This window comes from Roseibium marinum (assembly GCF_002906165.1).
Taxonomy (GTDB): domain Bacteria; phylum Pseudomonadota; class Alphaproteobacteria; order Rhizobiales; family Stappiaceae; genus Roseibium; species Roseibium marinum.
Map to the genome: position 1 here is coordinate 116384 of NZ_PPCN01000008.1, position 24280 is coordinate 140663.

23 protein-coding genes are annotated in these 24280 nt (G+C 59.7%); 10 read left to right on the forward strand and 13 right to left on the reverse strand.

What is annotated here, in order from left to right:
- Nucleotides 1–11: 11 nt before the first annotated feature.
- From CLV41_RS17650 to CLV41_RS17665, 4 genes are all read right to left on the reverse strand, one after another.
- On the reverse strand, nucleotides 12–860 hold the full coding sequence (locus CLV41_RS17650; protein ID WP_103223747.1) for a transglutaminase-like domain-containing protein: 849 nt from the start codon (nucleotides 858–860) through the stop codon (nucleotides 12–14).
- A gap of 10 nt (nucleotides 861–870) precedes the next feature.
- A complete protein-coding gene (locus CLV41_RS17655; RefSeq protein WP_103223748.1) occupies nucleotides 871–1986 on the reverse strand; it encodes a permease in 1116 nt (371 codons plus the stop codon).
- Nucleotides 1979–2329, reverse strand: a complete 351-nt coding sequence (locus CLV41_RS17660) for an ArsR/SmtB family transcription factor (protein WP_103223749.1) — start codon at nucleotides 2327–2329, stop codon at nucleotides 1979–1981. Before CLV41_RS17660 ends, CLV41_RS17655 begins: the two co-directional genes overlap by 8 nt.
- 112 nt (nucleotides 2330–2441) lie before the next feature.
- A complete protein-coding gene (locus CLV41_RS17665; protein ID WP_103223750.1) occupies nucleotides 2442–3107 on the reverse strand; it encodes a TetR/AcrR family transcriptional regulator in 666 nt (221 codons plus the stop codon).
- Between the two features lie 177 nt (nucleotides 3108–3284).
- On the opposite strand from CLV41_RS17665, the gene CLV41_RS17670 reads away from it, so the two are divergent.
- From CLV41_RS17670 to CLV41_RS17690, 5 genes are all read left to right on the forward strand, one after another.
- Nucleotides 3285–4169 carry a shikimate dehydrogenase gene (locus CLV41_RS17670; protein WP_235867169.1) on the forward strand — a complete coding sequence of 295 codons (885 nt, stop codon included), beginning with the start codon at nucleotides 3285–3287 and terminating at the stop codon, nucleotides 4167–4169.
- Between the two features lie 110 nt (nucleotides 4170–4279).
- Nucleotides 4280–5299, forward strand: coding sequence for a DctP family TRAP transporter solute-binding subunit (locus CLV41_RS17675; RefSeq protein ID WP_103223752.1), 1020 nt, complete (start codon nucleotides 4280–4282; stop codon nucleotides 5297–5299).
- 115 nt (nucleotides 5300–5414) lie between these two features.
- Nucleotides 5415–5891, forward strand: a complete 477-nt coding sequence (locus tag CLV41_RS17680) for a TRAP transporter small permease (RefSeq protein WP_208987574.1) — start codon at nucleotides 5415–5417, stop codon at nucleotides 5889–5891.
- Nucleotides 5888–7162 (forward strand): TRAP transporter large permease, encoded by a 1275-nt coding sequence (locus CLV41_RS17685; RefSeq protein WP_103223754.1) that lies wholly within the window; start codon nucleotides 5888–5890, stop codon nucleotides 7160–7162. Before CLV41_RS17680 ends, CLV41_RS17685 begins: the two co-directional genes overlap by 4 nt.
- 16 nt (nucleotides 7163–7178) lie before the next feature.
- Entirely contained in the window at nucleotides 7179–9071 is a 1893-nt protein-coding gene (locus CLV41_RS17690; protein WP_103223755.1) for a bifunctional sugar phosphate isomerase/epimerase/4-hydroxyphenylpyruvate dioxygenase family protein, read from the forward strand.
- A gap of 64 nt (nucleotides 9072–9135) precedes the next feature.
- On the opposite strand, the gene CLV41_RS17695 is transcribed toward CLV41_RS17690, so the two are convergent.
- Nucleotides 9136–9741, reverse strand: coding sequence for a TetR/AcrR family transcriptional regulator (locus CLV41_RS17695; protein WP_103223756.1), 606 nt, complete (start codon nucleotides 9739–9741; stop codon nucleotides 9136–9138).
- 83 nt (nucleotides 9742–9824) lie between these two features.
- On the opposite strand from CLV41_RS17695, the gene CLV41_RS17700 reads away from it, so the two are divergent.
- Nucleotides 9825–10625, forward strand: a complete 801-nt coding sequence (locus tag CLV41_RS17700) for a crotonase/enoyl-CoA hydratase family protein (protein WP_103223757.1) — start codon at nucleotides 9825–9827, stop codon at nucleotides 10623–10625.
- A gap of 119 nt (nucleotides 10626–10744) precedes the next feature.
- On the opposite strand, the gene CLV41_RS17705 is transcribed toward CLV41_RS17700, so the two are convergent.
- Both CLV41_RS17705 and CLV41_RS17710 read right to left on the reverse strand, forming a co-directional pair.
- Nucleotides 10745–11176, reverse strand: a complete 432-nt coding sequence (locus CLV41_RS17705; protein WP_103223758.1) for a ketosteroid isomerase-related protein — start codon at nucleotides 11174–11176, stop codon at nucleotides 10745–10747.
- Nucleotides 11177–11662: 486 nt separating this feature from the next.
- Complete coding sequence (locus CLV41_RS17710; RefSeq protein ID WP_103223759.1) at nucleotides 11663–12058, reverse strand: DoxX family protein; 396 nt, start codon at nucleotides 12056–12058, stop codon at nucleotides 11663–11665.
- Nucleotides 12059–12309: 251 nt separating this feature from the next.
- Here CLV41_RS17710 and CLV41_RS17715 point away from each other — a divergent pair, with 251 nt between their 5' ends.
- Together CLV41_RS17715 and CLV41_RS17720 are read left to right on the forward strand one after the other, a co-directional pair.
- Nucleotides 12310–13233: a M91 family zinc metallopeptidase gene (locus tag CLV41_RS17715; RefSeq protein WP_103223760.1), complete on the forward strand. Its 924-nt coding sequence runs from the start codon at nucleotides 12310–12312 to the stop codon at nucleotides 13231–13233.
- A gap of 70 nt (nucleotides 13234–13303) precedes the next feature.
- Nucleotides 13304–13870, forward strand: a complete 567-nt coding sequence (locus tag CLV41_RS17720; protein WP_103223761.1) for a hypothetical protein — start codon at nucleotides 13304–13306, stop codon at nucleotides 13868–13870.
- A 22-nt stretch (nucleotides 13871–13892) separates the two neighbouring features.
- Here CLV41_RS17720 and CLV41_RS27595 read toward each other — a convergent pair whose 3' ends face one another.
- From CLV41_RS27595 to CLV41_RS17740, 5 genes are all read right to left on the reverse strand, one after another.
- Nucleotides 13893–15083 carry a DUF930 domain-containing protein gene (locus CLV41_RS27595; RefSeq protein WP_146048594.1) on the reverse strand — a complete coding sequence of 397 codons (1191 nt, stop codon included), beginning with the start codon at nucleotides 15081–15083 and terminating at the stop codon, nucleotides 13893–13895.
- 176 nt (nucleotides 15084–15259) lie between these two features.
- Nucleotides 15260–17254, reverse strand: coding sequence for an RNA polymerase sigma factor RpoD (rpoD, locus tag CLV41_RS17730; RefSeq protein ID WP_103223763.1), 1995 nt, complete (start codon nucleotides 17252–17254; stop codon nucleotides 15260–15262).
- Between the two features lie 663 nt (nucleotides 17255–17917).
- On the reverse strand, nucleotides 17918–19849 hold the full coding sequence (gene dnaG, locus CLV41_RS17735; protein WP_103223909.1) for a DNA primase: 1932 nt from the start codon (nucleotides 19847–19849) through the stop codon (nucleotides 17918–17920).
- Between the two features lie 245 nt (nucleotides 19850–20094).
- A complete protein-coding gene (locus CLV41_RS27600) occupies nucleotides 20095–20319 on the reverse strand; it encodes a hypothetical protein (RefSeq protein WP_146048595.1) in 225 nt (74 codons plus the stop codon).
- Nucleotides 20320–20345: 26 nt separating this feature from the next.
- Entirely contained in the window at nucleotides 20346–20831 is a 486-nt protein-coding gene (locus CLV41_RS17740; protein ID WP_170107251.1) for a GatB/YqeY domain-containing protein, read from the reverse strand.
- A 247-nt stretch (nucleotides 20832–21078) separates the two neighbouring features.
- Between CLV41_RS17740 and carA the strand changes: the two genes are divergently transcribed.
- Nucleotides 21079–22260: a glutamine-hydrolyzing carbamoyl-phosphate synthase small subunit gene (gene carA, locus CLV41_RS17745; protein ID WP_103223765.1), complete on the forward strand. Its 1182-nt coding sequence runs from the start codon at nucleotides 21079–21081 to the stop codon at nucleotides 22258–22260.
- A 221-nt stretch (nucleotides 22261–22481) separates the two neighbouring features.
- Here the strand turns inward: carA and CLV41_RS17750 are convergent, their stop codons facing one another.
- Nucleotides 22482–22856, reverse strand: coding sequence for a MerR family transcriptional regulator (locus CLV41_RS17750; RefSeq protein WP_208987575.1), 375 nt, complete (start codon nucleotides 22854–22856; stop codon nucleotides 22482–22484).
- 992 nt (nucleotides 22857–23848) lie between these two features.
- Here CLV41_RS17750 and CLV41_RS17755 point away from each other — a divergent pair.
- Complete coding sequence (locus CLV41_RS17755) at nucleotides 23849–24127, forward strand: helix-turn-helix domain-containing protein (protein ID WP_146048596.1); 279 nt, start codon at nucleotides 23849–23851, stop codon at nucleotides 24125–24127.
- The last annotated feature ends 153 nt before the right edge of the window (nucleotides 24128–24280 follow it).

A 24280-nucleotide genomic window follows, 5' to 3' on the forward strand; every position in this document is an offset into this window, starting at 1 on the left:
CCCGAGCCCCCTTACGCGGCAGCGGCCTTGCCGACAATCTCGCGCCGGATGGTGACTTCGGCCTTTTCCAGCCGCCCGTCACCGCTCACCCAGGCCGGCTCGTTGATCAGCTTTTCGCAGGCGATGCCAAGCTCGGGAAAAGCCAGGCCCATGGAATGGGCCACCGCCACCCGGTCACCGGGCTTGGGATTGAGACCGCAGCAGATTTCGCGTGTGCCCATCTTCAGGTGGTGGGCAATATCCCATTCCAGAACAACGCCGTCGTGGCGGGTCGCCACCCAGCAGTGACCGTCCACGCAGCAGCCGTTCTTCTCCCGCGGAAAGAAATAGCCGGTAAGGTATCCCGCCTCGTATCCGGCGGCACGCAGGCTCGCGATCAGATAGGTGTTGATGTCGACGCAGGACCCCTCCGTCAAGCCGCACGAAAGATAGGGAACCTCGTCGCAGCCCTCGTTGAAGCGCACATCGGGATGAGCGTAGCGGAACTTCTCTGCGGCGGCATTGACCAGCGCCTGGATGGCGGCATGGCCGTCTGCTTGCGCTTCGGCGATTGCGATCGCGTCGGACACCAGCTCCTTCGCCGCCTGCGTATAGCGGTTCAGGCGTGGGACGAAGATCGCATCAGGATAACCGGGCCCGCGCTCCAGGTAACTGTAACGCACCTCCACAGGCTCCCCGCCTGCCGGAGTGATGAGCGCCGCCATCTGCCCGGTCGTGCTTTCACCGGTCAGGGCAACGCTCCCGCCCGTGACCTCGAAGCCGGCCGGCATCTGGTGCGGCGTCGGCAGGCCGACCGGAACCAGAAGCCGGCGCGAGCGCTCCCCATGGGGGGCAACGGTAACGGTGACACTGGTGCGCATGGCCTGCTCCTCAAACAACCAGCTGAAAGATCACGCCGGACAGAACGGCGCCCGCGAAACCGAGGCCAAGATAGGTGGCAAAGACCGATGGCTTGACCAGCGACCAGACCGCCGCCATTGCCGGAATGGAGCTGACGGCGCCCGCGATCATGAACGCCATGGCGGCACCTGTCCCCATGCCCTGATCCATCAGGCCCGCGAGCAGCGGTGGAGCGACATAGCTGTTGAGATAGGCGGGCATACCCACGAGCGCTGAAATCACGATTGATCCGAAGCCACCGCCACCGACCGCGCTTGCGATCAGATCCGCCGGAACATAGGTCACAAGCGCGGCCTCCAGGACGTAAGCGAGCGCCAGCCACTTGATCAGGAAGCCTGCATTGGCTTTCAGCTCGGCGCCGAATTTGGCTGTCCGCACGCTTTCCCGCCAGAACATCCAGACCGGGCGGCCCGTCTGAGGTGACGCCCCGCAGCCGCATCCGCTCGCCACCGAACCGCTCCTGACCGGATTGGCGAAAATCCCTGCCCTCATGGCAAGCGCAACCGCCGCTCCGCCGAACAGACCCAGAGAGACCGCGAAGACGGCCTTGCCGATCGCAAAGGGCCAGCCGAGTGCGCCGGCGGTGATCAGCAGGGTCGGCGGATCGATCAGCGGCGAGGACAGCCAGAAGGCCATGATGGCCGAAAGCGGCGCGCCCACGGCCAGAAGCCCGGCGATAAAGGGAATGACCTCGCAGGAGCAGAACGGGGCAAGACCGCCGAAGAGCGCCGCGAGACAGATGGCCACCGTTTCTCTTCCCTCAAACGCCTTGCCCACATAGGCCTCCGCGCCCGCGGCCTTGAGCCAGGCGATCAGCGCCACGGCGAAGGCGATATAGGGCAGCGTTCCCAGAAAAGCCCTGACAGCGAAACTGACGAAGGAGACGAATTGCGGTTGATCGAGGATCAGCACCAGCAACGGCACCCCCAGCACGATGGCCCAGGTCGAGAACAGATATTTCTGTCCGGGAATAGCCTTCCACGACCATTTCGGCGCCGGCGTGCTGCAGCAGGCCGTTTTGGGTGCGCAGCAACTCGCGGCTCCCGAGCTCTCGGCCAGTCCGGGCGTTTCCAGAGTATCAGTCATTCAAGATCTCCAATTCCGCGTCGGGCGCACCGCAGCCGCCGTCGTCCGCACATCCGTTTTCTTCTGCACAGCATTCCTTGAGGAGGTATCCGGCCAGGCTGTCCAGATGATCGAAGGCCGCCCGGCTGATCACCGAGCGGCCGTCCTTTTCCTGCAGCACGAGCCCGGCAGAGGACAGGAAGCGCAGGTGATGGGCAAGGGTCGAGGCCGCCATCCCGGTCCGGGACTGGATATCCCCCACCGTCAGACCTTTCCCGCCGGCCTTGACCAGCGCCAGCACCACCTGCAGCCGGGCTTCCGAGCCCAGCGCGGCAAATCCTTGAGCGGCTTCTTCCAGATCCATTCCTGCCTCGCCAATATAACTATATTTCTAGTTATATGGTTATCTTAATTCTGTCAACGGCTGTACCGGCCAGGGCAAGACAGGCGGCAGAGGATCCGAGAAACGTTACGGGTCAGGCGGCCACAAACCGCAGCACAGTCTCCGAGACATCCCCTTTCAGGGCGGTCTGTCCGGCTGCGGAGAGCAGTTCCTGGCCGAACAGCATGGAGAATGTCGTCGCGTTTGAGACGTTGAAGAAGCTCATCGCGGAAATCAGCCAGTGAATTCTCAACGGCGCCAGTCCTTCCCGGAACACGCCAGTGGCGGCGCCCTTGGAATAGACCCGTTCGATCTGGGAGATGGCGGCTTCGTTGAGACTCTTGATCTCGGCCGACTGCTCCAGATACCGGCCGTGGTGGATATTCTCGATCATGACCAGGCGGATGAAAGCCGGATTGTTGCGATGGTGTTCAAAGGTGAACTCCACAAGCCTCGTCAGCGCCTCGCGCGGGCCAAGATGCTCGAGATCCAGCTGCTCCTCACCCTGACGGACTTTCTTGTAGGCCGCCTCGAGCGCTTTCAGGTACAGCGTCTCCTTGTCCCCGAAATAATAGTAGATCATGCGCTTGGACGATCGTGTCTTGGCGGCAATCTCATCCATTCGGGCACCCGAAAGGCCGTTGGCGGCGAATTCCTCAAGCGCAACGGCGAGGATATTGGCCCGCACACCTTCAGGATCCTGCTTCCAGCGGGCGCGCGCGGAACTTTTTTCAGAAGCCACTGTCTCGTTGATCGACATGCCTTTTTCTAGCCCAGCGCGCCACATCGCGCCAGCTCTAATTAACCGTCCGGTACATTTCTCTTGACTGAATTAACTGGTTAGTACATTTTGCGATCCGAACGAAGCCGCCGCCGGAGGAAAAGCCCCTCGAAAAGGATGCGCCGGTCAAAGGCTGTGTTTGCGGGAGGAAGCTGGGTGAGCAGCGCGAGTGACATTTTGCTGGCCGGACTGATCGGGCGCGGTATCGCGCGATCGAGGACCCCGGAAATGCATATGTCGGAAGCGGTGGCCCAGCACATGCGCGGCGTCTATCGTATCCTCGATGTCGATCTGCTTCCCACTGACGAACAAAACATAAAAGATATTGTGCACGCGGCGGAGATGACCGGCTTCAACGGTCTCAACGTCACCTACCCGTTCAAGATGGAAGTAATAGCGCTTCTCGATGAACTCTCGCCAAACGCTGCGGCCGTCGGGTCGGTCAACACCATCGTGTTCCGGGACGGCAAACGCATCGGCCACAACACCGATCTCTGGGGGTTTGCGGAAAGTTTCCGGCAAAACATGCCGGACGCGCCCCTGGAGACGGTGCTTCTCATCGGCGCGGGGGGAGCGGGCGTTGCCGTTGCCCACGCATTGGCGGATTGCGGCGTCCGGCACCTGAAGATCTTCGACCTTGATCCTTCCCGTGCCGGACAACTGGCCAGGCTGGTTCAGGCAAACCGTCCGGGCCTGACGGTCGAGCCGGTCACCAGCATTGGCGAGGCTGTCAGCCTGGATCTGTCCGGCCTTGTCAATGCCAGCCCCGTCGGCATGGCCAAGTCACCTGGAACACCGTTTCCGCTCCATTTGCTGCGGCCCGGAATGTGGGTCGCCGACATTGTCTATTTCCCTCTGGAAACGGAACTTCTGGCCGCGGCGGCAAAGATGGGATGCCGCGTCCTGCCTGGGTCCGGCATGGCGGTCTTTCAGGCCGTCCGGGCCTTCACGCTCTTCACCGGCCGGCGCGCCGATCCGGTTCGTATGAAGGCGGCCTTCGACGCCTTCGACATAATACCGCGGGCAACCGCGGATGCTTAGATCAGCCCGCTCTCATCGGATTCTTGAGCGGGTTGATCGTATTTAATGTGTTGGACGACCTTGCCCCCATCGGGAGGCAAGCTCTTCCAGAACGCAATTGGGAGGAAGTCATGCGTTTCAAATTCTCAACCCTGGCAGCAACAGCCCTGCTCACGCTGGGTCTTGCCGCCACCGCCACCAGCACAGCCGGGGCTCAGACCATCCGCGTCGCCCATGTGGACCCGGACGAGTGGACGGCTTCAAAGAAGGGTGCCGCCGCGCACATCTTCAAGAATATCGTCGAAGGGGAAACCGACCTGACCGTCGAGTTGTTCCCGGCCGGCGCGCTCGGCAATGAGGACGAACTCGTCGCCCAGGCGCAGGATAACGTGACACAGGTGGTTCTGGTTTCAGGTGCCATGTCCAAGGCCTGCCCGGCCGCCTCCGTTCTCGACATTCCCTACACCTTCTCCTCGGCGACCGTCGCCTGGGACGTTCTGGACGGCGAATTCGGCGAAGCACTGGCCGAGCATTGCCTGGCCCAGACCGGCCTCAGAACGCTGGCTTTTGGAGAGACCGGTTTCCGCAACTTCACCAACGGCACGCGTGAAATCCGCACCCCGGCGGACATGGAGGGCCTGAAGTTCCGTGTTCAGCCGATCCCGCTCTACGTGGAAATGGTCAAGGGCCTCGGCGGCGAACCGACACCGATCGCCTGGACCGAACTTCCGAACGCCCTGTCGACCGGCGTGGTCGACGGCCAGGAAAACCCGGTCGGCGTGATCTACAACAACGGTCTGCACAAGCTGCAGAAGTTCATGACCCTCGACGGCCATGTCTACGCCGCCGACTTCATTCTGATTTCGGACGAGTTCTTCCAGTCCCTTTCCCCGGCCGAGCAGGCCGTGGTCGCGCGTGCCGCACGGGTTGCCGGCAACATGGGCCGCTCCATTCAGCAATGGGGCACGGCGGAAGGCGTGAACAAGGTTCAGGCTGAAGGCATGCAGGTCTATTCCCCGACGGCTGAGGAAATCGCGGCTTTCGCCGAAAAGGCCCAGCCGGCCGTTGTGGAATATCTGCGCGGCGAACTGGGTGAGGATGCGGTCTGGATCGACCGCCTCCAGGAAGCCGTCGCGTCGACCAACCAGTAACACAAAACCCGGAACCCCGGACCCTCAAGCGGTCCGGGGCGCCACCAGGGCCAGAGACATGAAAACGCTCAATGCAATTGCCCGAAGCTTTTTTGGCGCAGGAGCAGGACTCTCGATGGCACTGGTCTTTGCCATCATCTTCGTCAACTCGCTCCGCCGCTATACGGTCGGCCAGTCGGTCTCCTGGGGTGAGGAGTTGCCCATCTACCTGACCATCTACGGCGTCATGTTCGGTCTGGCGCTCGCCTATATGCAGGACCGGCATATCCGCTTCACCGTCATCACCGACTTCCTGCCTGACGCCGCCCGGCAAAAACTCTTTGCCGCCGTCGATCTGGCCAGTTGCGTAACCGGCATTGCGCTGGCGTATTCCGGACACGCCTTCACGGTTCGCCGCGGCCACCTCGATGCCTCCGGTCTCAAGTCCACCGGCAACTGGCTCGCCGAAACCACTGGCATTGAAGGTCTTGTCTGGATCGCGAAGGTCGGCACCTGGCAATACGCCATCGCGATCGGTGGCGCGATGCTGGCTGTTGCGGCCTTCCTGAAGTTCATTGAGCGTATCTCGTCTTTCAAGGCGGTGCCTGCATGATCTACGCAATCCTCCTGATCGGCCTGGCCACCGGCGTTCCGATTGCCCTTGCCATCATTGCGGCGCTTCTGGTCTTCATGGGAACCGGTGAAGCACCCTATTCCCTGCGCCTTGTCGCAACCGAGATGTTCAAGGGGATGAATTCCTTTCCCCTGCTCGCCATTCCGCTGTTCGTACTGGCCGGCGAAGTCATGAACGAAAGCGGCATCACCGGCCGGATCATCGCCTTCGCCAATGTTGTCGTCGGCCGCCTGCGCGCCGGTCTTGCCCTCGTCAACATCTGGGCCTCGGTGATCTTCGCCGGTCTGTCCGGTTCGGCCGTCGCCGACACCTCGGCCATCGGCCGCGTCTTCATTCCGGAGATGGAAAAGCACGGCTATTCGCGCCCCTTCGCGGCGGCACTGACGGCGGCCTCTTCCGTCATCGGCCCGATTATTCCGCCATCGATCCCGGTGATCATCTACGCGCTGATCGTCTCCGGCGTCTCTGTACCGGCCTTGTTTCTGGCAGGCATCGTTCCGGGTATCCTGCTGGCGATCTTCTTGTCCGTCTTCGTGATGCTGACGGTCAAGGTGGATCGGGGCAATCAGAGCGAAGGGCTGACCGCCGAGCCCGTGGGCAGGGCGCTGCTCGGTGGCATCCTGCCTTTGCTCATGCCGGTATTCGTGGTCGGTTCGATCCTGCTCGGCATCGTCACGCCGACGGAAGCCGCCAGCTTTGCTGTCGCCTATGCGCTCTTTCTCGGGATCTTCGTTTATCGCAACATCGCGCTATCCGCCCTGCCGCGGCTCTTCTCCGAAGCCATGCGCGACAGCGCGGTCATCCTGATCATCATTTCAGCCGTATCCGCCGCCAACTGGGTGCTCACCTACAACCGCGTACCCAACATGCTGACCGACTGGGTGCTGACCAATGTCGACAGCAGAACCACCTTCCTCATCGCAACCATCCTCCTGTTCCTGTTCGTCGGCCTGTTCCTGGAAGGCATTGCCGCCATGCTCGTGCTGGTGCCGATCCTGCATCCCATGGCGGTCGGCTTCGGTATCGATCCGGTCCATTTCGGCATTCTGGTCATCTTCAACCTGATGATCGGCCTGATCACGCCGCCGCTGGGCCTGTGTCTCTTCGTCGCCGAAGGCATCGCGCAGGTGGGCATGGCGCGGCTGACCCGGGCCATCCTGCCGTTCTTCCTGGTCGAGGTGCTGGTCCTCCTGCTCCTCACCTTTGTTCCGGAAACAGTTATCTGGCTGCCACGGGCGATGGGCTACTAGCCAAAAAGAGAAGCCGATGAAAACCGCCATTGCCACCGTCTCCATAGCGGGAGACTTCTCCGAAAAGCTGTCCGCCATCGCCGCGGCCGGGTTCGATGGTATCGAGATCTTCGAAAATGACTTTCTCGCCTTCGACCGCAGCCCGAAGGATGTCGGCCGGATGGTGCACGACCACGGCCTGGAAATATCCCTGTTCCAGCCCTTCCGCGATTTCGAGGGCATGCCGGAGCCGCAACGCAGCCGCACTTTCGCGCGTGCGGAACGCAAATTCGACCTGATGCAGGAGATGGGCGCCGATCTCGTGCTGATCTGCTCGAATGTCTCACCGCTTGCGCAGGGCGGTATCGACCGGGCCGCCGAGGATCTGCGCGAACTGGGCGACCTGGCCGCCCGGTGCGGCATCCGGGTTGGTTATGAGGCGCTGGCCTGGGGCCGCTTCATCAATGATCACCGCGATGCCTGGGAAATCGTCCGCCGGGCGGATCACCCCAATATCGGCCTGATCCTGGATTCGTTCCACACCCTGGCGCGCAAGACCGACCCGGACACGATCCGCGCGATCCCCGGCGACAAGATCTTCTTCGTCCAACTGGCCGACGCACCGAATTTCGACATGGACCTGCTCTACTGGAGCCGCCATTTCCGCAACATGCCCGGCGAAGGCGACCTGGATGTCACCGGCTTCATGCGGGCGGTGGCCGCAACCGGCTATGACGGCGTTCTGTCCCTCGAAATCTTCAACGACCAGTTCCGTGGCGGGTCGCCGAAATCCATCGCGGTCGACGGCTACCGGTCACTGCTTTTCCTGATGGATCAGGTCCGCCGGACCGAATCCAGCGGCAGGATCATCGTGCCGGAGATGCCCGACCGTGTGCCGGTCGCGGGCATCGAATTCGTCGAATTCGCCGCCGACCGCAAAGAAGCCGAGGAGCTCGTGACAATGCTCGCCAGCCTCGGCTTCCGGAAAACCGGCAGGCACATGTCCAAGGATGTCGAACTCTGGCGCCAGGGCGGCATCAACATCGTCATCAACACGGACCCGCATGGCTTCGCCCACGCCTCCTACATCAGCCACGGCACCAATGTATGCGACATAGGTCTGAAGGTCGCCGATGCGAAAGCCACCGTGAGCCGGGCGGAAACGCTTGGCGCCAAGACCTTTGAACAGCCGGTCGGACCGGGTGAACTGAAAATCCCCGCCATTCGCGGCCTCGGCGGCAGCGTCATCCACTTCATCGACGACAGCAAGGATCTGTCGCAGGTCTGGGAGACCGAGTTTGAGCGGGTCGAGGACGGCCTCAAGCCCGGCGATGCCGGACTGACCCGCATCGACCATATCGCCGAGACCATGAACTACGATGAGATGCTGACCTGGCTTTTGTTCTACCGCTCCATCTTCGACACGGAAAAGACGGCCATGGTGGATGTCATCGATCCCGCCGGTCTGGTGCGCAGCCAGGCGATCGAAAACGCGGACGGAAGCCTGCGGGTCACGCTCAATGGCGCTGAAAATCGCAAGACCCTGGCCGGACATTTCATTTCCGAAGGCTTCGGGTCCGGCATCCAGCACATTGCCTTTGAAACCGGAGATATCTTCCAGACCGTCAAAGCGCTCACGCGCAACGGATTCACCCCACTCGAGATCTCGCCCAACTACTACGATGATCTCGACGCCCGTTTTGGTCTGGAGGAAGATTTTCTCAATGCGCTGAAATCATCCGGCATCCTCTATGACCGGGACGGCAGCGGAGAATATTTCCAGCTTTACAGCCCGACTTATGGCGAGGGTTTCTTCTTCGAGGTGGTCGAGCGCCGTGGCGGCTACAAGGGGTACGGCGCCGCCAACGCCCAGTTCCGCATCGCCGCCCAGAAACGCCGGTTCCGCGCCAAAGGCACACCCGCGCGCTGAACGGTTAACCTGACGACCAACGCAACGCCTCGAAGAAAACCAGTGGCCGCGTCTTTGCCTGCTGTCACGCGCGTTGAGACGCCCTCCCGACAGCCCCTGCAACCAGCACTCTTGCCGCCTCCCCGGCGGCTTCGGCGTAAGCCGCGTCCCGGTGCACCAGGATCGTCGAGAAGGCGCCATCCAGCAACAGCACGACGTGGCGGGCGAGATCGCAAGCCATATCCGGGGCCATTTCAGCCCCCTCGGCTTGAAACTCCTCCGCCATCCAGGCCTCGAATTTCTTCTTGTGGGCCGCGCCGACCTTCATCGCCGGATGGCCGGGCATGTTGGCGAGCTCGGCAGCCGTGCGCAGGAAGCCGCAGCCTTTCCATTTCGGATGCCGGGCGGAAGCCGCGATGTTCTGGAAGATGACCTGGACCTTGTCCGGCAATGCCCCGTCGGCCGCCTCGAACCAGGTTCGGAACAATTCCAGATTGGGCTGGTCCCGGGAGACCAGATAGGCCTCGATCAGGTCGTCCTTGCTCTTGAAATGATAATAGACGGTCTTCTTGGTGATCCCGGCTTTCGCCGCGATGGTGTCGAGGCTGACCGCGCGGATGCCCTCCGCGTAGAACAGCTTGTTCGCGGCCGTCAGAATGCGGTCCCGGGCGTTTGACGAAGGTCGTTTCATATCCGAAGTATACTCACCAGTGAATATACTTCAACGCTCGCACTCTTTAGCCTCCGCACATCAGGATGAAAAGGGAGACAACCATGTCCGAGACCGTGCTACTCGACCGCCAGGGAAAAACAGCGCTTTTGACGCTCAACCGGCCGGAAAGGCTCAACGCGCTCAACTACGCCACCAATGACCTGATCCTGCGGTATCTGGATGAACTGGAACGGGACGATGCGATCCATGCGATCATCGTCACCGGCGCCGGGCGGCGCGCCTTCTCCGCCGGTGGCGACATCCACGAATTCTCTAAAAGCATCGCGGCGGGAGCCGACATCGCCGTTCGGGACTTCTGCCGCAGGGGCCAGGCGATGACGGCACGGCTGGAATCCTTCCCCAAGCCGGTCATTGCCGCCGTCAACGGCCTTGCCTATGGCGGCGGTTGCGAGATCGCCGAAGCGGTGCATCTTGCCGTTGCCGCCGATACCGCCCTTTTCGCAAAGCCAGAAATCAATCTCGGCATCCCGCCCACCTTCGGCGGAACCCAGCGCCTGCCACGGCTCGCCGGGCGAAAGCGTGCCCTCGAACTGCTGCTCACCGGCGATCCGTTCCCGGCGGAGCGGGCCTTCGAACTCGGACTGGTCAACAAGGTTGTGGCGCCGGAGAAAGTCCTGGACGCGGCATTCGACCTGGCCGGCCGCATCCAGCGCCACTCGCCCCTTGCCGCCGCCCGTATCCTCACGGCCGTGACCCGCGGCCTGAACACCGGTATTGCCGAAGGTCTTCAGATCGAGCAGGAGCAATTCGCGCGCATGGCCTCAACCCGCGATGCCCGGGAAGGGCTCAACGCCTGGATCGAGCGGCGAGTACCGGACTACGACGGAGCCGAAACGCCCTGACCGGGACCCTTGCCGGTGCGCTTGCGCAGTTTCGCGGCAATCAATACCTGCCAGATCGGGGCCCCGGCACGCGGGGCTCAAGGGCGACGGCAAACGGAACCGGCGGGAACCTCAAGGCGTCACGCCTTTTCCGCAACCTTTTCGCCCTTCACCTGGTCGATCCAGGTCTGCAGATTGTAGTAGGTGGTGATGCGGGCGATCTTGCCGTCGCGGATTTCGAAAAAACTGCCTGCCGGAAGCTTGTAGGTCTGGCCGTTGGCCGGCGGCAGGCCTTCGTCGGTGTCGATATAGCTGCCGTGAACGATGAATTCGGCCGCGGCACGGTTGCCGTCTTCATTGACGAACAGCACGATATCGGAAAGGCGCTCCTTGTAGCAGCGGCTCATATGCACATTGAAGGACCAGAACTTGTCCTTGCCGACCCGCCGCTCCCCCTGATTGACGTCATGAACCAGATCGTCGGCGACCAGACTTTCCATCTTCCTGGTATCGCCGGCATTGAACGCTGCGAAATAGGTGTCGATCAGAAACCGGGACTGTTTGTTGGGCATGGGATCTCGCTGGAGCTGGACTGCGACCTGACCGCGACTTTGCCTGCGTGGAAAAAACGGCGCAAGGGGGACGGAGCTATTAATTTAAGTTGCGCAGGCACATTCGATCCGGGTCCGTACCCCAGGGTGTGAACTCATAAATGAAACCGAAATGGTTTGAGTCGAACTGGTCTTCATCAAGGAGCGAAAGCGCAGGAAATGTGGTTCATTTTCAAGCCTTTCGCGACGCTCGAGCATCCCGTGTTCACTCGAACACGGACAAGATGCTCGACCACTTCGCGTGCGATCAACTTGTCTGCTTTCGTGTTCACACGAAAGCAGGTTGATCTTTGGAGGACCAATTCGGTCAAATCCGGAGGACATGGAAATGGCCTCATCCCGTGTCGTCAGCGTGCTTGACCGGGTACAAAGCCCGCTCCGCGCACGCTTCCTAACGGTGTTTCGCCATTTCCGATGCCATTTCGGCTTCATTTATGAGGCCACACCCTAAGCAGTTTTCCCGAACAAGATCCGGTCCAGGCCCAAGGGGCCGCTCCCGGCGGCGGACAGGAAGAGAAACACAAAGCACAGGAGCACTGCTTCACTGCCGCCGTTGAGAAGCGGAAAAAAGCCCTGCGGTGCGTGCGCGGTAAAATAGGCGGCAGCCATGGTTCCCGAAGCGAGAAAGGCTGCGGGCCGGGTCAGCAGGCCCACTGTGATCAGAAATCCGCCGGTCAGTTCGATCAGGCCGGCAATGCCACTGGCGCTCATCACCAGTGTTTCTGACATTTGGCTGTGAGGGAAATGCAGAAACTTGCTCGTGCCATGCTGCAAGAAAACAAGACCGGCCACAAAACGCAAAAGACTTTGCAGATAGGGTGTCGTACTGTCAGAAATGCCCATGGCGACCTCTCGGCAGGCTTGGGATGAATCACAACGCAGACACTACCTATGATAGAAAAATAATGCACGCATTAAATTTCCAAGTCTGAAATTTCTTTATTTTCATACATTTGAAAATTCAACCGGATTTTTCAGCAACCGAAAACGGGAAACGGTCGCAATCGTGAAAAGTGTGATGTGACGGCATTGACTATAAAGCGCGCGCGGATGAGAATTTCCACATTGTTTTTTAGAAAAAAGCTGGACTTTTCATGGGATTTCCCGCCGCTCGAATTTCAGATATGCATACCTGCCCCATGTGCATGGGCGTGCCGGCACCAATTGTCTGGAAAGGCGCCTATACGGTCCTGACGGGAAAGATGCCCCAGGCGCGGGTGACTGACATGTGCGTCTGTGTCGGCCCGCCGCCGCCAATGGGTGGTGACCCGATCGTGACGGGTGCGTGGAACGTGCTGGTAGAAAAAATGCCAGCGGCCCGGATGACGGACCTGACCCTAAAAGGTGGCGCGATTGTCACCGGCTTTCCGACCGTATTGATAGGCATGTCGGGAGCCAGCGGTGGCGGAGGAGGTGCCGGTGCGGGAGCTGGAGGAGCCGCCGGTGCGGCAGCAGGCGCTGGGCCAGGTCCCGTCGGCACAACGAATGTCGGCCCGGCGATAAAGGTCGAAGGCACGGAAGCGTTCCGCGAAAAAACGGTGGCCGCGCTCGCCAAGATTGCGCAGACACCATCAGGTGCAAAGATGCTGAACGATCTGCACAAGTCCGGCAAGACCATCACCATCAAGGAAACCGGTGGCGGCAACGAGGTCGATGGCTTCACCAATGCCGGCACAGTCGATTCCAGCGGAAATCCGGGTTCCGGCTCGGATTCCACGGTGCATTACAACCCGAATACGACATCGCTCGGTTCGAGCGACACTTGGATGACCCGGCCGCCCGAAGTCGGCCTTGCCCATGAAATGATCCACGCCAAACATGCCGCCTATGGTGAGATCGACGTGACCGAGGTCGACAATGACAACCAGCCCGATCCCTCCGACCCGACAAAGAAATCGCAGATCATCAAAGAAGAGGTAAAAACAGCAGGAATTCCGCCTTATGACAATGAGCCTTACAGTGAAAACTCAATCCGTGATGAATGGGATCCCCAACAGCCCCAGCGGACCTATTACTGACAGGCGCAATTTCCTCTACGGCCTGACAGTTCTCGGTCTCACCAGTTTGTTCCAGAAGAAAGCGGCTGCAATGCCAACGTTCACCAGTCAAAACGACGCTATCACTCTGACTGCGCAGCTTGGCGAGAGAGGCACGGGCCTCGACCTCTCCTATCAGGTGACCAACAAATCCGACCGGACGGCCTATCTTTTCGATATTCTGCATGGTGACTATGATGGATCGGTCTATCCGGTGATCGACTCTTGCTATGCAACGGTGGAGCAGGGACAGATTGTGCTCAGCCGCCAGATCGTGAAAGTGCCTGAAAACAAGCTCGTTGAACGGGTCAACATACCCTTCGTGACCGCCATCAAGCCGGGCCAATCTGTCAACAAGAGCGTCAAACAGGTGCAACCGGTCTTTCCTTGGAGCCCCTACACCGGCCACGACGAGGTCCCTCCCGCCAGCGGAACGCTCTCCATGAACGCGTATTTCAGGATCGGCTATTTTCTTGGAGCTGATGGCACGAGCAAGCTGGCGAAGGCAGTTTCCACGGACCAGGGCACCTTTGCCGCCTTCGATCCGTTCCCGTTCAAGTCCCAGCAGACATTGATGGTTGGTCCGCTCGGGACGATCGAAGTCTACGATCTCTCATGACTGTTGGGCTGTATGGATTGCTCTAAAACCCCACCAGTCCCCGCTCCAGCCACTGGCTTTGCGGGATCTCCTTGCCGATCTTGAAGGAAAATGTCTCCACCCGCGTCACGCCGCTGTCCGTCTCGCAACGGAAGGCGACGTCGAACCACCTGCCGAGGCCTTTGAAGGCCGCGCGGCCGGGTTCCAGGACGGTGCCGGGTTGCGGGCGGAACGAGGGCAGCAATTCGGGGGGCGCCGGGCTCGCGACAGTGAGCTGGGCGCGTAATTCGGTCATGCACAGAAGGTTGAGCCGCTCCCCCTGGGACATGCCCCGCATGGCGGTTCTGGTGCGCGGGTCGTCCAGAATGTCGCGTGAATAGAGTTCTCTGGCGGCAAGCAGATCCCTTCGCGGAGCGGTGTTCCGGCCTGCGTTCTGGCCAGTATTTTGACTGGCATCTTGGCTGCTGGTCTCCCGACGCGCGACAGCGGCCGGCCGGGCGGGTTTGGGCGCCGGGGTGGCGTCAGTCACAATCGGCCCGACAATGCCGAAATCCTCTGCCCTTTCCTCACCGTCCACGCCAACGTCCCGCGTAGCGTCCGTTCCGGTTTCTTCCGGTTCGGCGTCAGTCGTCTCCGTCTCCGTCTCCGTCTCGGGTTCGGGTTCGGGTTCGGGTTCGGGTTCGGGTTCGGGTTCGGGTTCGGAAATCAGCTCTTCGTCCCGGGCCGTCCCGTCAAGCTCTGCGGTGTCACTCTCCTCCTCGATCGCCTCAGCCTCCCCTTCGACCTCGGTATCCTCCTCTTCGCCGGCGACCGTTTCAGTGACGGCCTGATCCTGCTCATCCGTGTCGTCGTCTTGCGGTCCGGCATCTTCTTCGCCGAATTCGGTCACCGGCTGCATCACGGATGGCGGTGGCGGCTCCTGGATGTCTGCCTGCTGCTGCTCCTCCGGCTGCTGAGGCGGTTCGGGTGGCAATGGCGGCTCGGCTTCCCCGGCAGCTTCCGGCTGGGCCTCCTCCGGTTCAGCTTCCGCGACCTCCGGCTCTGGAGTTTCCGCTTCTGGAGCCGGCAGCTCGTCAGGCGACACAAGTTCCACCTCGATCGGTTCGACCTCCGGTGCAGGCAACGGCGGAACCAGCCAGCCGGCGAACGCCAGCGCGATGAGAACATGGATCGCCAGCGAGATCGCAAAGCCCGCGCCCAGGAACCGCCGGTCGGAGACCTCAACGTCTTCCATCGGCTCTTTCATGTCTGCGATTATTGCCAAAATGGCGGCCTCACGGGAGCAACGGACTTCTCGGAAACCGGACATCTGGTCCGGAAAATGAACCAGGCTCAGTCACCACACTGTAAACGAAAAACCCGGCGTCTCCGCCGGGTCTTTTTTAAAGCCTTGTCCCTTCAGGCAGCCAATCAACTGTCGAGGAACGACCGCAGCTTGCGCGACCGGCTCGGGTGCTTCAGTTTCCTGAGCGCCTTGGCCTCGATCTGGCGGATACGTTCACGGGTCACCGAGAACTGCTGGCCGACTTCTTCCAGCGTGTGGTCGGTGTTCATGCCGATACCGAAGCGCATCCGCAGGACACGTTCCTCACGCGGCGTGAGCGAGGCGAGAACCCGGGTGGTGGTTTCGCGCAGGTTCGACTGGATGGCAGCATCGATCGGCAGAACCGCGTTCTTGTCCTCGATGAAATCGCCGAGATGGGAATCTTCCTCGTCGCCGATCGGCGTTTCCAGGGAGATCGGTTCCTTGGCGATCTTCAGGACCTTGCGGACCTTCTCAAGCGGCATCTGCAGCTTTTCGGCCAGTTCTTCCGGGGTCGGCTCACGGCCGATCTCGTGCAGCATCTGGCGCGAGGTTCGCACGATCTTGTTGATCGTCTCGATCATATGCACCGGGATACGGATCGTGCGGGCCTGGTCGGCGATCGAACGGGTGATCGCCTGCCGGATCCACCACGTCGCATAGGTGGAGAACTTGTAACCGCGCCGGTATTCGAATTTGTCCACCGCCTTCATCAGGCCGATATTGCCCTCCTGGATGAGATCCAGGAACTGCAGGCCGCGGTTGGTGTATTTCTTGGCGATGGAAATCACCAGGCGCAGGTTGGCCTCGACCATTTCCTTCTTGGCGATACGCGCCTCGCGCTCACCTTTCTGCACCATGGCCACGATGCGGCGGAATTCGGTGATTTCAAGACCTGTCTCGGTCGCCAGCGTCTGGATTTCCTGACGCAGTTCGCGAACGGTTTCCTTTTCCTTGGCGATGAAGTTCTTCCAGCCGCGCGTGGAAAGGTTGGCCACCTTGCGCAGCCAGTTCGGGTCGAGCTCGGCGCCCTGATACTGTTTCAGAAAGTCGGTCCGGTCGACATTGTAACTGTCGGCCAGGCGCAGCAGCCGGCCTTCGTAGCCCATCAGGCGCTTGTTGATGTCGTAGAGCTGGGCAACCAGGGCGTCGATACGGTTCTGGTTGAGCGACAGGCTCTTCACATCGACAATGATGTCTTCCTTGAGCTTCTTGTAGCGGCGCTCCTGGCTCGGCGACAGGGTCTTGTTCGCCAGCTTGTTTTCCACCAGCTGATCCTGCAGGCGGCGCAGCTTCTTGTAATTGTCGGCGATGTTGTCGAAGGTTTCCAGGACACCCGGCTTCAGCTCGGCTTCCATCGCGGAAAGGGAGACGTTGGATTCGAACTCGTCGTCGTCGTCGTCCTCTTCGCTTTCTTCTGAATTCTCGGTCTCCTCGGAGGCTCCGCCGGCTGGGGTCTCGGCGGCGTTACCCTCGCCGGGAGCCACATCGTCATTGGCAACGGCCGGTCCGGCCTTGGCGTCAGGCCCCGCATAGGTCGCTTCAAGATCGATGATATCGCGCAGCAGAACCTTGGCTTCATTGAGTTCGTCGCGCCAGATGATGATCGCCTGGAAGGTCAGCGGGCTTTCGCAAAGTCCCGCGATCATCGCTTCGCGGCCGGCCTCGATGCGCTTGGCGATCGCGATTTCGCCTTCGCGCGACAGCAGTTCGACCGATCCCATCTCGCGCAGATACATCCGCACAGGATCGTCCGTCCGGTCGGCCGGTTCCTTCGCCGTGGTCGTCTTGGCCACCGCTGTGGGAGCGGCCGTCACCAGTTCACCGGCGTCAACCTCTTCCGGACCGTCCTCGGCTTCGTCGGAATCGATCACGTTGATGCCCATATCGGAGAGCATCGACATCGTGTCTTCGATTTTCTCGGACGACACCTGCTCGGAGGGCAGAACTTCGTTCAGCTCGTCATAAGTGACATAGCCGCGCTTTTTCGCGGCTTTGATCATCTTTTTGACGGCCGCATCCGACAGGTCCAGCAGCGGACCGTCCGGACCGTCCGTGCTCGTTTCCTGACTGTCGTCTGCTTGCGTCGCTTTGGCTACCATGTCGTGCTCCAGTTCGTGGCCGGAAGGGCCACGCAGCGCCCCTTGTTAAGCTTCAAACCAAATTCACCTCAGCGCGCCAGCATCACCTGCGGCGGCGTCTGAAAGAATCACCCTTGGGTAGGTTTGTAAGCCGTGTCCCTTAAGTCCCTATTAACCGTACCCTTATCGACATTGTGAGAATTCATCATCGACGAAGCACACGGTCTTTTTAAATTCGCATCCGTATCGCGGATACCGAAGCGGTATTCAAACGGGTTTGCAGCATCCTTGTTCAGACTATAGGCCGCAAGCAGGCTTGAAGGCTGCGGCGCACGCGAGCTGCAAAACTTCTATTTAGCTCGAAGCCCACGATTCGCAAGTGTGATTCGTCATTGGTCAATTGGAAAAAGCGCTTTTTCGCCTTTTCGGACCTGAAAAATCGGAAATTTAAACAAATCCCGTATCTTCGGCCCCTTTGCCGCCTCAATTCCGGCGCTCGGACAGCGTCGGAATTGAAGCGGAACTCCTGTCTGGATCAACAGACTTCCAATCGGAATCGATTGGAAGTCTGTTGATCGGTCTTGGAGTGGCAAAGCATCCTGCGTTCGGTTGAACGCAGACAAGATGCTATAGGGTGTGAACTCATAAACGAAGACGAAATGGCATCGGAAATGGCTTCACACCCTAGTGGGCGGCGGCGGCCACAGGCGGCGCGGTTCTGATTTTCCGCGCCCGCTCCGCCAGGTCGGCTTCGTCGCGAGTGCATTCCTCCCGCCGCCGGCTGAGATCCCGGGTAAGCGCCTGAATCCGTGTCCAGGCCTGTTCGTCCAGCTGTTCGTCCGCGCCGGTCAGTTCGGAGGCAAGCTCCGCTTCCAGGGCATTCAGTTCCATAACATCCAGAAAATGCACAAAGGCCCCTTCGACGAAATCCTCGGGCGGATTTGAATTCAACAGCGGGAACCGGTGGTTCAGGGCTGAAAACTCGGCTTGTCTTTGCTCCTGAAGGCCGATCGTCTCCAGCATCATCTCGGACATGATGTCCTTGAGCGGCTCATCCACGCCGCTTGTCAGGTCGGCAACGGGTGTCGTTTCAAGATCGTCGACGATCCGGCACAGCACGTCCCGCAATTGGGTGTGCAGCTCATTGACGAAGGGCAGCCCCGAAAAACGTTCGAAGTTGCGGTCCAGCAGATGTGGATAGCGCATGCCCAGACCGAGTATCAGGCGCTCGATCCCGAAATCGTCACTTGCCGCGACCCGCTCACGCGCCTTTCCCGGAAGCCAGAGACTGTCCGCGTCTTTCTTGCCGCCCTTCCTGTTCTGCCGCGCCTGCTCGAAAAACAGGTTGGACAGCTTGAACCTGACATCGAGCTGATAGCGCCGGCGCACCCGTTCATCGCGAATGGTGCCGATCAGATCATCGAACCGTTTTTCAAGGGCCGCCTTGCGTTCCGGCGTGTCCAGGCGCGAGACGGAAATCTCGCGGTCCCAAACGACGTTGAACAGCGACTGCGCGCTGCCGACCTCCGCCTCAAAACCGGCCAGGCCGCGCTGCTTGATCAGGTCATCCGGGTCCATCCCGTCCGGCAGGAAGCAGAACTGAAACGAAAACCCGCTTTTGAGGACCGGGAAAATCCGGTCGATCGACCGGTGTGCCGCAGCGACACCCGCCGCGTCGCCGTCGAAACAGATCACCGGTTCGGGGGCGAACTTCCACAGCCGCAGGATCTGGTCTTCGGTAAACGCCGTTCCCAGAGATGCCACCACATGCCGGATGCCCGCCTGCCACAGCGCGATGGCATCCAGATAACCTTCAACGACAACGGCCTCTCCGGACTTGAAGGCCGGTTCGCGCGCCCTGTGGGCGTTGAACAGCATGACGCCCTTGTGAAACAGCGGCGTCTCCGGCGAGTTCAGGTATTTGGGCTGCCCGTCCGGTGAAAGTGTGCGCCCGCCAAAAGCGACCACCCGGCCCCGGTCGTCCTGGATCGGGATCATCAGCCGCCCCCGGAACCGGTCATAGGCGGGCCGGCCGTCCTCCGGCCGGATCAGAAGCCCGGCCTCGATCATGTCCGCTTCCGGAACCTCCCGGGCGGCAAGATAGGCCTTCAGGGCATCCCTGCTGTCGGGCGCGAAGCCGAACCGGAATTCGGCGAGCGTTTCGGCAGCGAGCCCGCGCTTGGCGCAGTAAGCACGGGCCACCTCGCCGCGCGATCCCTGATATTCGTTTTGAAAGAACCGTGCGGCCATCTCGCAGATTTCGGCGAGCCCGGCGCGTTTCTTTTCGCGGCGGGCCGCCTGCGGGTCCGGTGCGGGCAATCCGACGCCCGCCTGTTCCGCCAGCCGTTCAACGGCTTCCGGAAAGCTCAGACCTTCGGTTTCGCACAGGAAGGTGAAATGATCTCCTGAGGCTCCGCAGCCGAAGCACTTGTAGCGGTTGCGCCGGTCGTCTACGTGAAAACTCGGGCTCTTTTCCTGATGAAAGGGACAGCAGGCCCAGTAATCGCCCTTGCCCGGTTGCGTCTTGCGCCGGTCCCAGCTCACGCGCCGGCCAACGACTTCCGACAAGGTCAGCCGGGCGCGGATTTCATCAAGAAGACGCGGTTCAAAACGCATGGAACGCGGACAATCCATAGTTCGGTGGATACGGGCGGCCCCTCACGGCGCGACAGGCGCCGCGGGACCAAGCGTAAGACGATAGATAAAATAGAAGGTCCGGACGGGCGATGCCAGTCCTTCAGGCGATCCTCTGGATGACCTGTTGATAGACGGAAAGGCAGATCCGGGCAGCTAGCCTGGCGGCAATCTTGGTCGCGGAGCCAAAAGCATAATTTTATGGGTCCGCAACCTAGGTCACGAACTCATAAATGAGCATGAAATGGTTTGATTGGATTGCTCTTCATCAAGGAGTGGAAGTGCAGGAAATGTGGTTCATTTTCAAACCTTTCGCGACGCCGAGGAGGAGCAATCCGGTCAAATCCGTAGGACATGGAAATGGTTTCACCTCGCAGTGTCAGCGCGTTTGACCGGGCAAAAGCCCGCTCCGCACGCCCTTCCTCGCCAGGTTTCGCCATTTCCGATGCCATTTCATCCTCATTTATGAGTTCGTGACCTAGCCTTTGCCGGCGTCTTTCGGTCCGTTGCCGTCGATGCGCAGCATGTCCTTCATCAGGCAGGAAGCCTGCACGAAATCCATCTTGCCCGGATACCGGGTTTTCAACTCGTTCATGCAGCGGCCGATGTCGCGCAGGCCATGGGCATCGATGTCCTTGACCGTCTCCTCGCACAGCGTCCGCATTTCGTCTTGACTGAGCTGTGCAGGCAGGAATTCCCGGATGATATCCTGCTCGACACGTTCCTGCTCCGCCAGGTCGAGCTGCCCACCGCTTTCGAACTCCTCGGCAGACGCTTCACGCTGATGGACCATTTTCTGAAGTATTTCAATTACTTCACTGTCATTTACGCCGTCCTTGCCGTGTTCGCGTGCAGCGGCTTCGCGGTCTTTCACCGCGGTCTGGACAAGACGCAAGGTCGCGCATCGGCGTTTGTCACCTTCGTCCTGCGCTGCCTTCAAGGCAACATTGATTCTGTCGCGCATTGCATCGCGCATGGTTTACCCTACCCCTGTCGCACTGAGGCTCCCGGCGCTTGCGCGCCCTTTGTGAATGCTCAGCCAAGCTATTGAATTGTAAAGATCTTTTTTCACAGGATCATTATTGACGATCCCAGCCGCTTCCCATAGAGTCTCGCGCTTGATGCAGACGGCCAATTGCAGGCACCTTCAGCCTGCCCCAGACGCCTTTCCTGCAGCGCATGATGTCACCAACAGACTCTGGAAACAAGACATGACGATTGCAGACGCATGGTCTGAGACCCCGGCGACCGCCCTGCTTGTGCTCTCCGACGGCAGTGTTATCGAGGGGCAAGGCCTCGGAGCCACCGGACAAGCCGTTGGTGAGATTTGCTTTAATACCGCCATGACCGGATATCAGGAAATCCTGACGGACCCCTCCTACTCCGGTCAGATCATCACGTTCACTTTTCCCCATATCGGCAATGTCGGCGCCAACGATGAGGACATCGAGACGGTCAACATGGCTTCCGAGAGCGGGATCCGCGGCGTGGTTCTGGCGGCATCCATTACCGATCCGGCCAGTTACAGGGCGACGAAACATCTCGACACCTGGCTGAAAAGCCGCAATTTGATCGGCATCAGCGGTATCGATACGCGTGCTCTGACGGCGCTGATCCGCGAAAAAGGCGTTCCCAACGGTGTCATTGCCCACGCTCCGGACGGACAATTCGACCTGGACAGCCTGAAAGTCGCGGCAGCTGGCTGGCCGGGTCTCGTCGGCATGGACCTTGCCAAAGACGCCTCCACAACCCAGTCGCATCCCTGGTCCCAGACCCCTTGGAAATGGGGTGAGGGTTATGGAGAGTCAACAGGTGGCCGGTTCAAGGTCGTTGCGATCGACTATGGTATCAAGCGCAACATCCTGCGGCTTCTGACCGAGGCCGGTTGCGAGGTGACCGTTCTTCCGGCCACCGCCACGGCGGAAGAGGTTCTCGCGCATAATCCGGACGGCGTCTTTTTGTCCAACGGCCCGGGCGATCCGGCCGCAACAGGCACTTATTCCGTTCCGATGATCAGCGATATCGTCGAAAAAGGCGTACCGACCTTCGGCATCTGCCTCGGGCACCAGATGCTGGCTCTGGCGCTGGGCGGCAAAACCCTGAAAATGCATCAGGGCCATCACGGCGCCAATCATCCCGTCTTCGATCACACCACGGGCAAGGTCGAGATCACCTCGATGAACCACGGGTTCGCGGTTGATGCGGAAAGTCTGCCGGAAAATGTCGCACAGACACATATATCCCTGTTCGACGGATCCAACTGCGGTCTGGCAATGAAGGATAAACCGGTGTTTTCCGTTCAGTATCACCCGGAAGCCTCTCCGGGTCCGCGAGACAGCCATTATCTGTTCAAGCGGTTCACGGACCTGATGGAAACGGCCAAAGCTTCCTGAGCTCCCCTCAGTGTGCCTTTGGGTTCCAGTGAGCGCGGGCGGAATGTTCGAAGGCTTCAGGACCGATCAAACCGTTTTCGTGTCGGAATATGTGAAAACAGTTTGATCGAGGTCCGGCCGACGAGGGAACCGGCGCATATCAGCCAGGACGGCGCCAATATGACCAAAACCCCGGAATGCGGATGCAGCCTGGGGTTTTATTCATCCGGCTTTGGGTCGGATCATCTAACCAGGTTGTCAAATACTGTCAGGATCTCGGTCACCTCGGCAACCTGCTCATCAAGCATCTGTTTCTGTTCAATCAGAATTTCGTGCTGATTTTTGCAGATTTCCTGGATTTCCTTGTACTGGTCCTTGCGCTTGGTGTTGCTTTCGACCAGCTTGATCACTCTGCGAATCTCGGCAAGCGTCAGGCCGATTTTCTTGGCCTGAAGAATGATACGCATCCTGGAGACGTCCCGCGCACCGTAAAAACGGCGGGCACCTTTACGCACGGGATTGAGGAGACCTTTTTCCTCGTAGAAACGTAAAGTCCGGAGCGTTACCTCGAAACGCTCCGACATTTCCGATATCGCAAGAGCGCGATCATCCAACACGACATCCTGTCCCGGTCCAGCTATGTCCGGAACAGCGACCATCTTGGTAGCTACATTGTTCATACTTTTAAGCCCGATCTTGTCTTTTTTGTTTCAAGTCTGGCTGGGTCTTGCAACACCCTGACTTCCAGGTCCCACCACCCGGTCCTCAGGTCCCACTTGCACCGCAATAGCAGCCCCCGCAGCTCGAAGCGCATAGTTTACTGCTTCACAAGCCTCCATACACCAAACTCAATGGAGACCAAGCATTAGACTATTACACCGGATCAACAGTTAAAATCTACGCAAAAATTGGATTTATTGGACATTTTCCGCAGCAGTTTCAGGTTAACGGGTACTAAAACCCAATCACCACCAGCTAGTTCACACAACTATAAATAGTTAACGAGTTACCAAAACGCTTGTTAAGGCTCATAATATTAATTATCGATAATCTGAACCAAGCAAATATACTTGCCAGAAATATGGCAACCTGTTTCAGGTATTCTTGACTTGACGGCATCCCGCCTGAGAAAAATACTTAATTGCCCCTGCCTTAACACTGACAATTATTACAGTAGTCCATGAAGACAGGCTTGTATGTGAGCCACCAGCGGTTGAACTACTTTTCCGATAGCCACCAAACAAATTGGAAGCATTCGCCGAACGCTCGCTTTGCATACATAAATGCACCCCACGCATGGGCGTGGCGGACAATTTCCTTCCCCGTAAAATCCGGTTCCCAAGGCCGTGCCGAGTCGGGCGATTTGCCGAAACCACCTTCGGGTCTCCAATGTCGAGGCTCTGCTCCTCGAGTTCAACTTGCATTCCTTTGAGCGCGAAATGCATCTCCAATTCGCCCACACGGCCTGGGCTACGGACTCATAAAAAGGAGCACATTGTGCACTTCACGATTGACAAGCGAACGTGCAGGTTATTTCTGTCAGGTTTGTCGGCCCGTGCACTGCCGGCTGTGACCGCAAGGACCCAAGTTATTCCGGAATATAAGTAATATGGCCGAATCAAAATCAAAAAACCCTGCACCCGGCATGACCCCGCAGCAATTCCGTCTCTGGCGCCGGACGCTGGGTCTGAAACAAAAGGACGCTGCCGACCGGCTCGGACTGAAGAAACGCATGATTCAGTATTACGAGAAAGGCAACCGTGACGGCCGGCCTGTGGAAATTCCGAAATCCATTCGGCTTGCCTGCTACGCCCTTTCCGAGGGAATCGGCGATTTTGACGGCCAATCCAGCATGCCGCTGACGCCGGAAGTGTCTGAAACGGACTGAACTTCCCCCTCCGAGCCGGAAAACTACGCTTCGATGACCGGCCGGGGTTTCCTAGCGCTCCGCTTTTCCCTATAAGACGCGCTCAGCCAACATCGTCATTCACTTCAGACCCGAGCCAGACCGAATAGCGGGCCCGCTAATCCGGATTGGCCG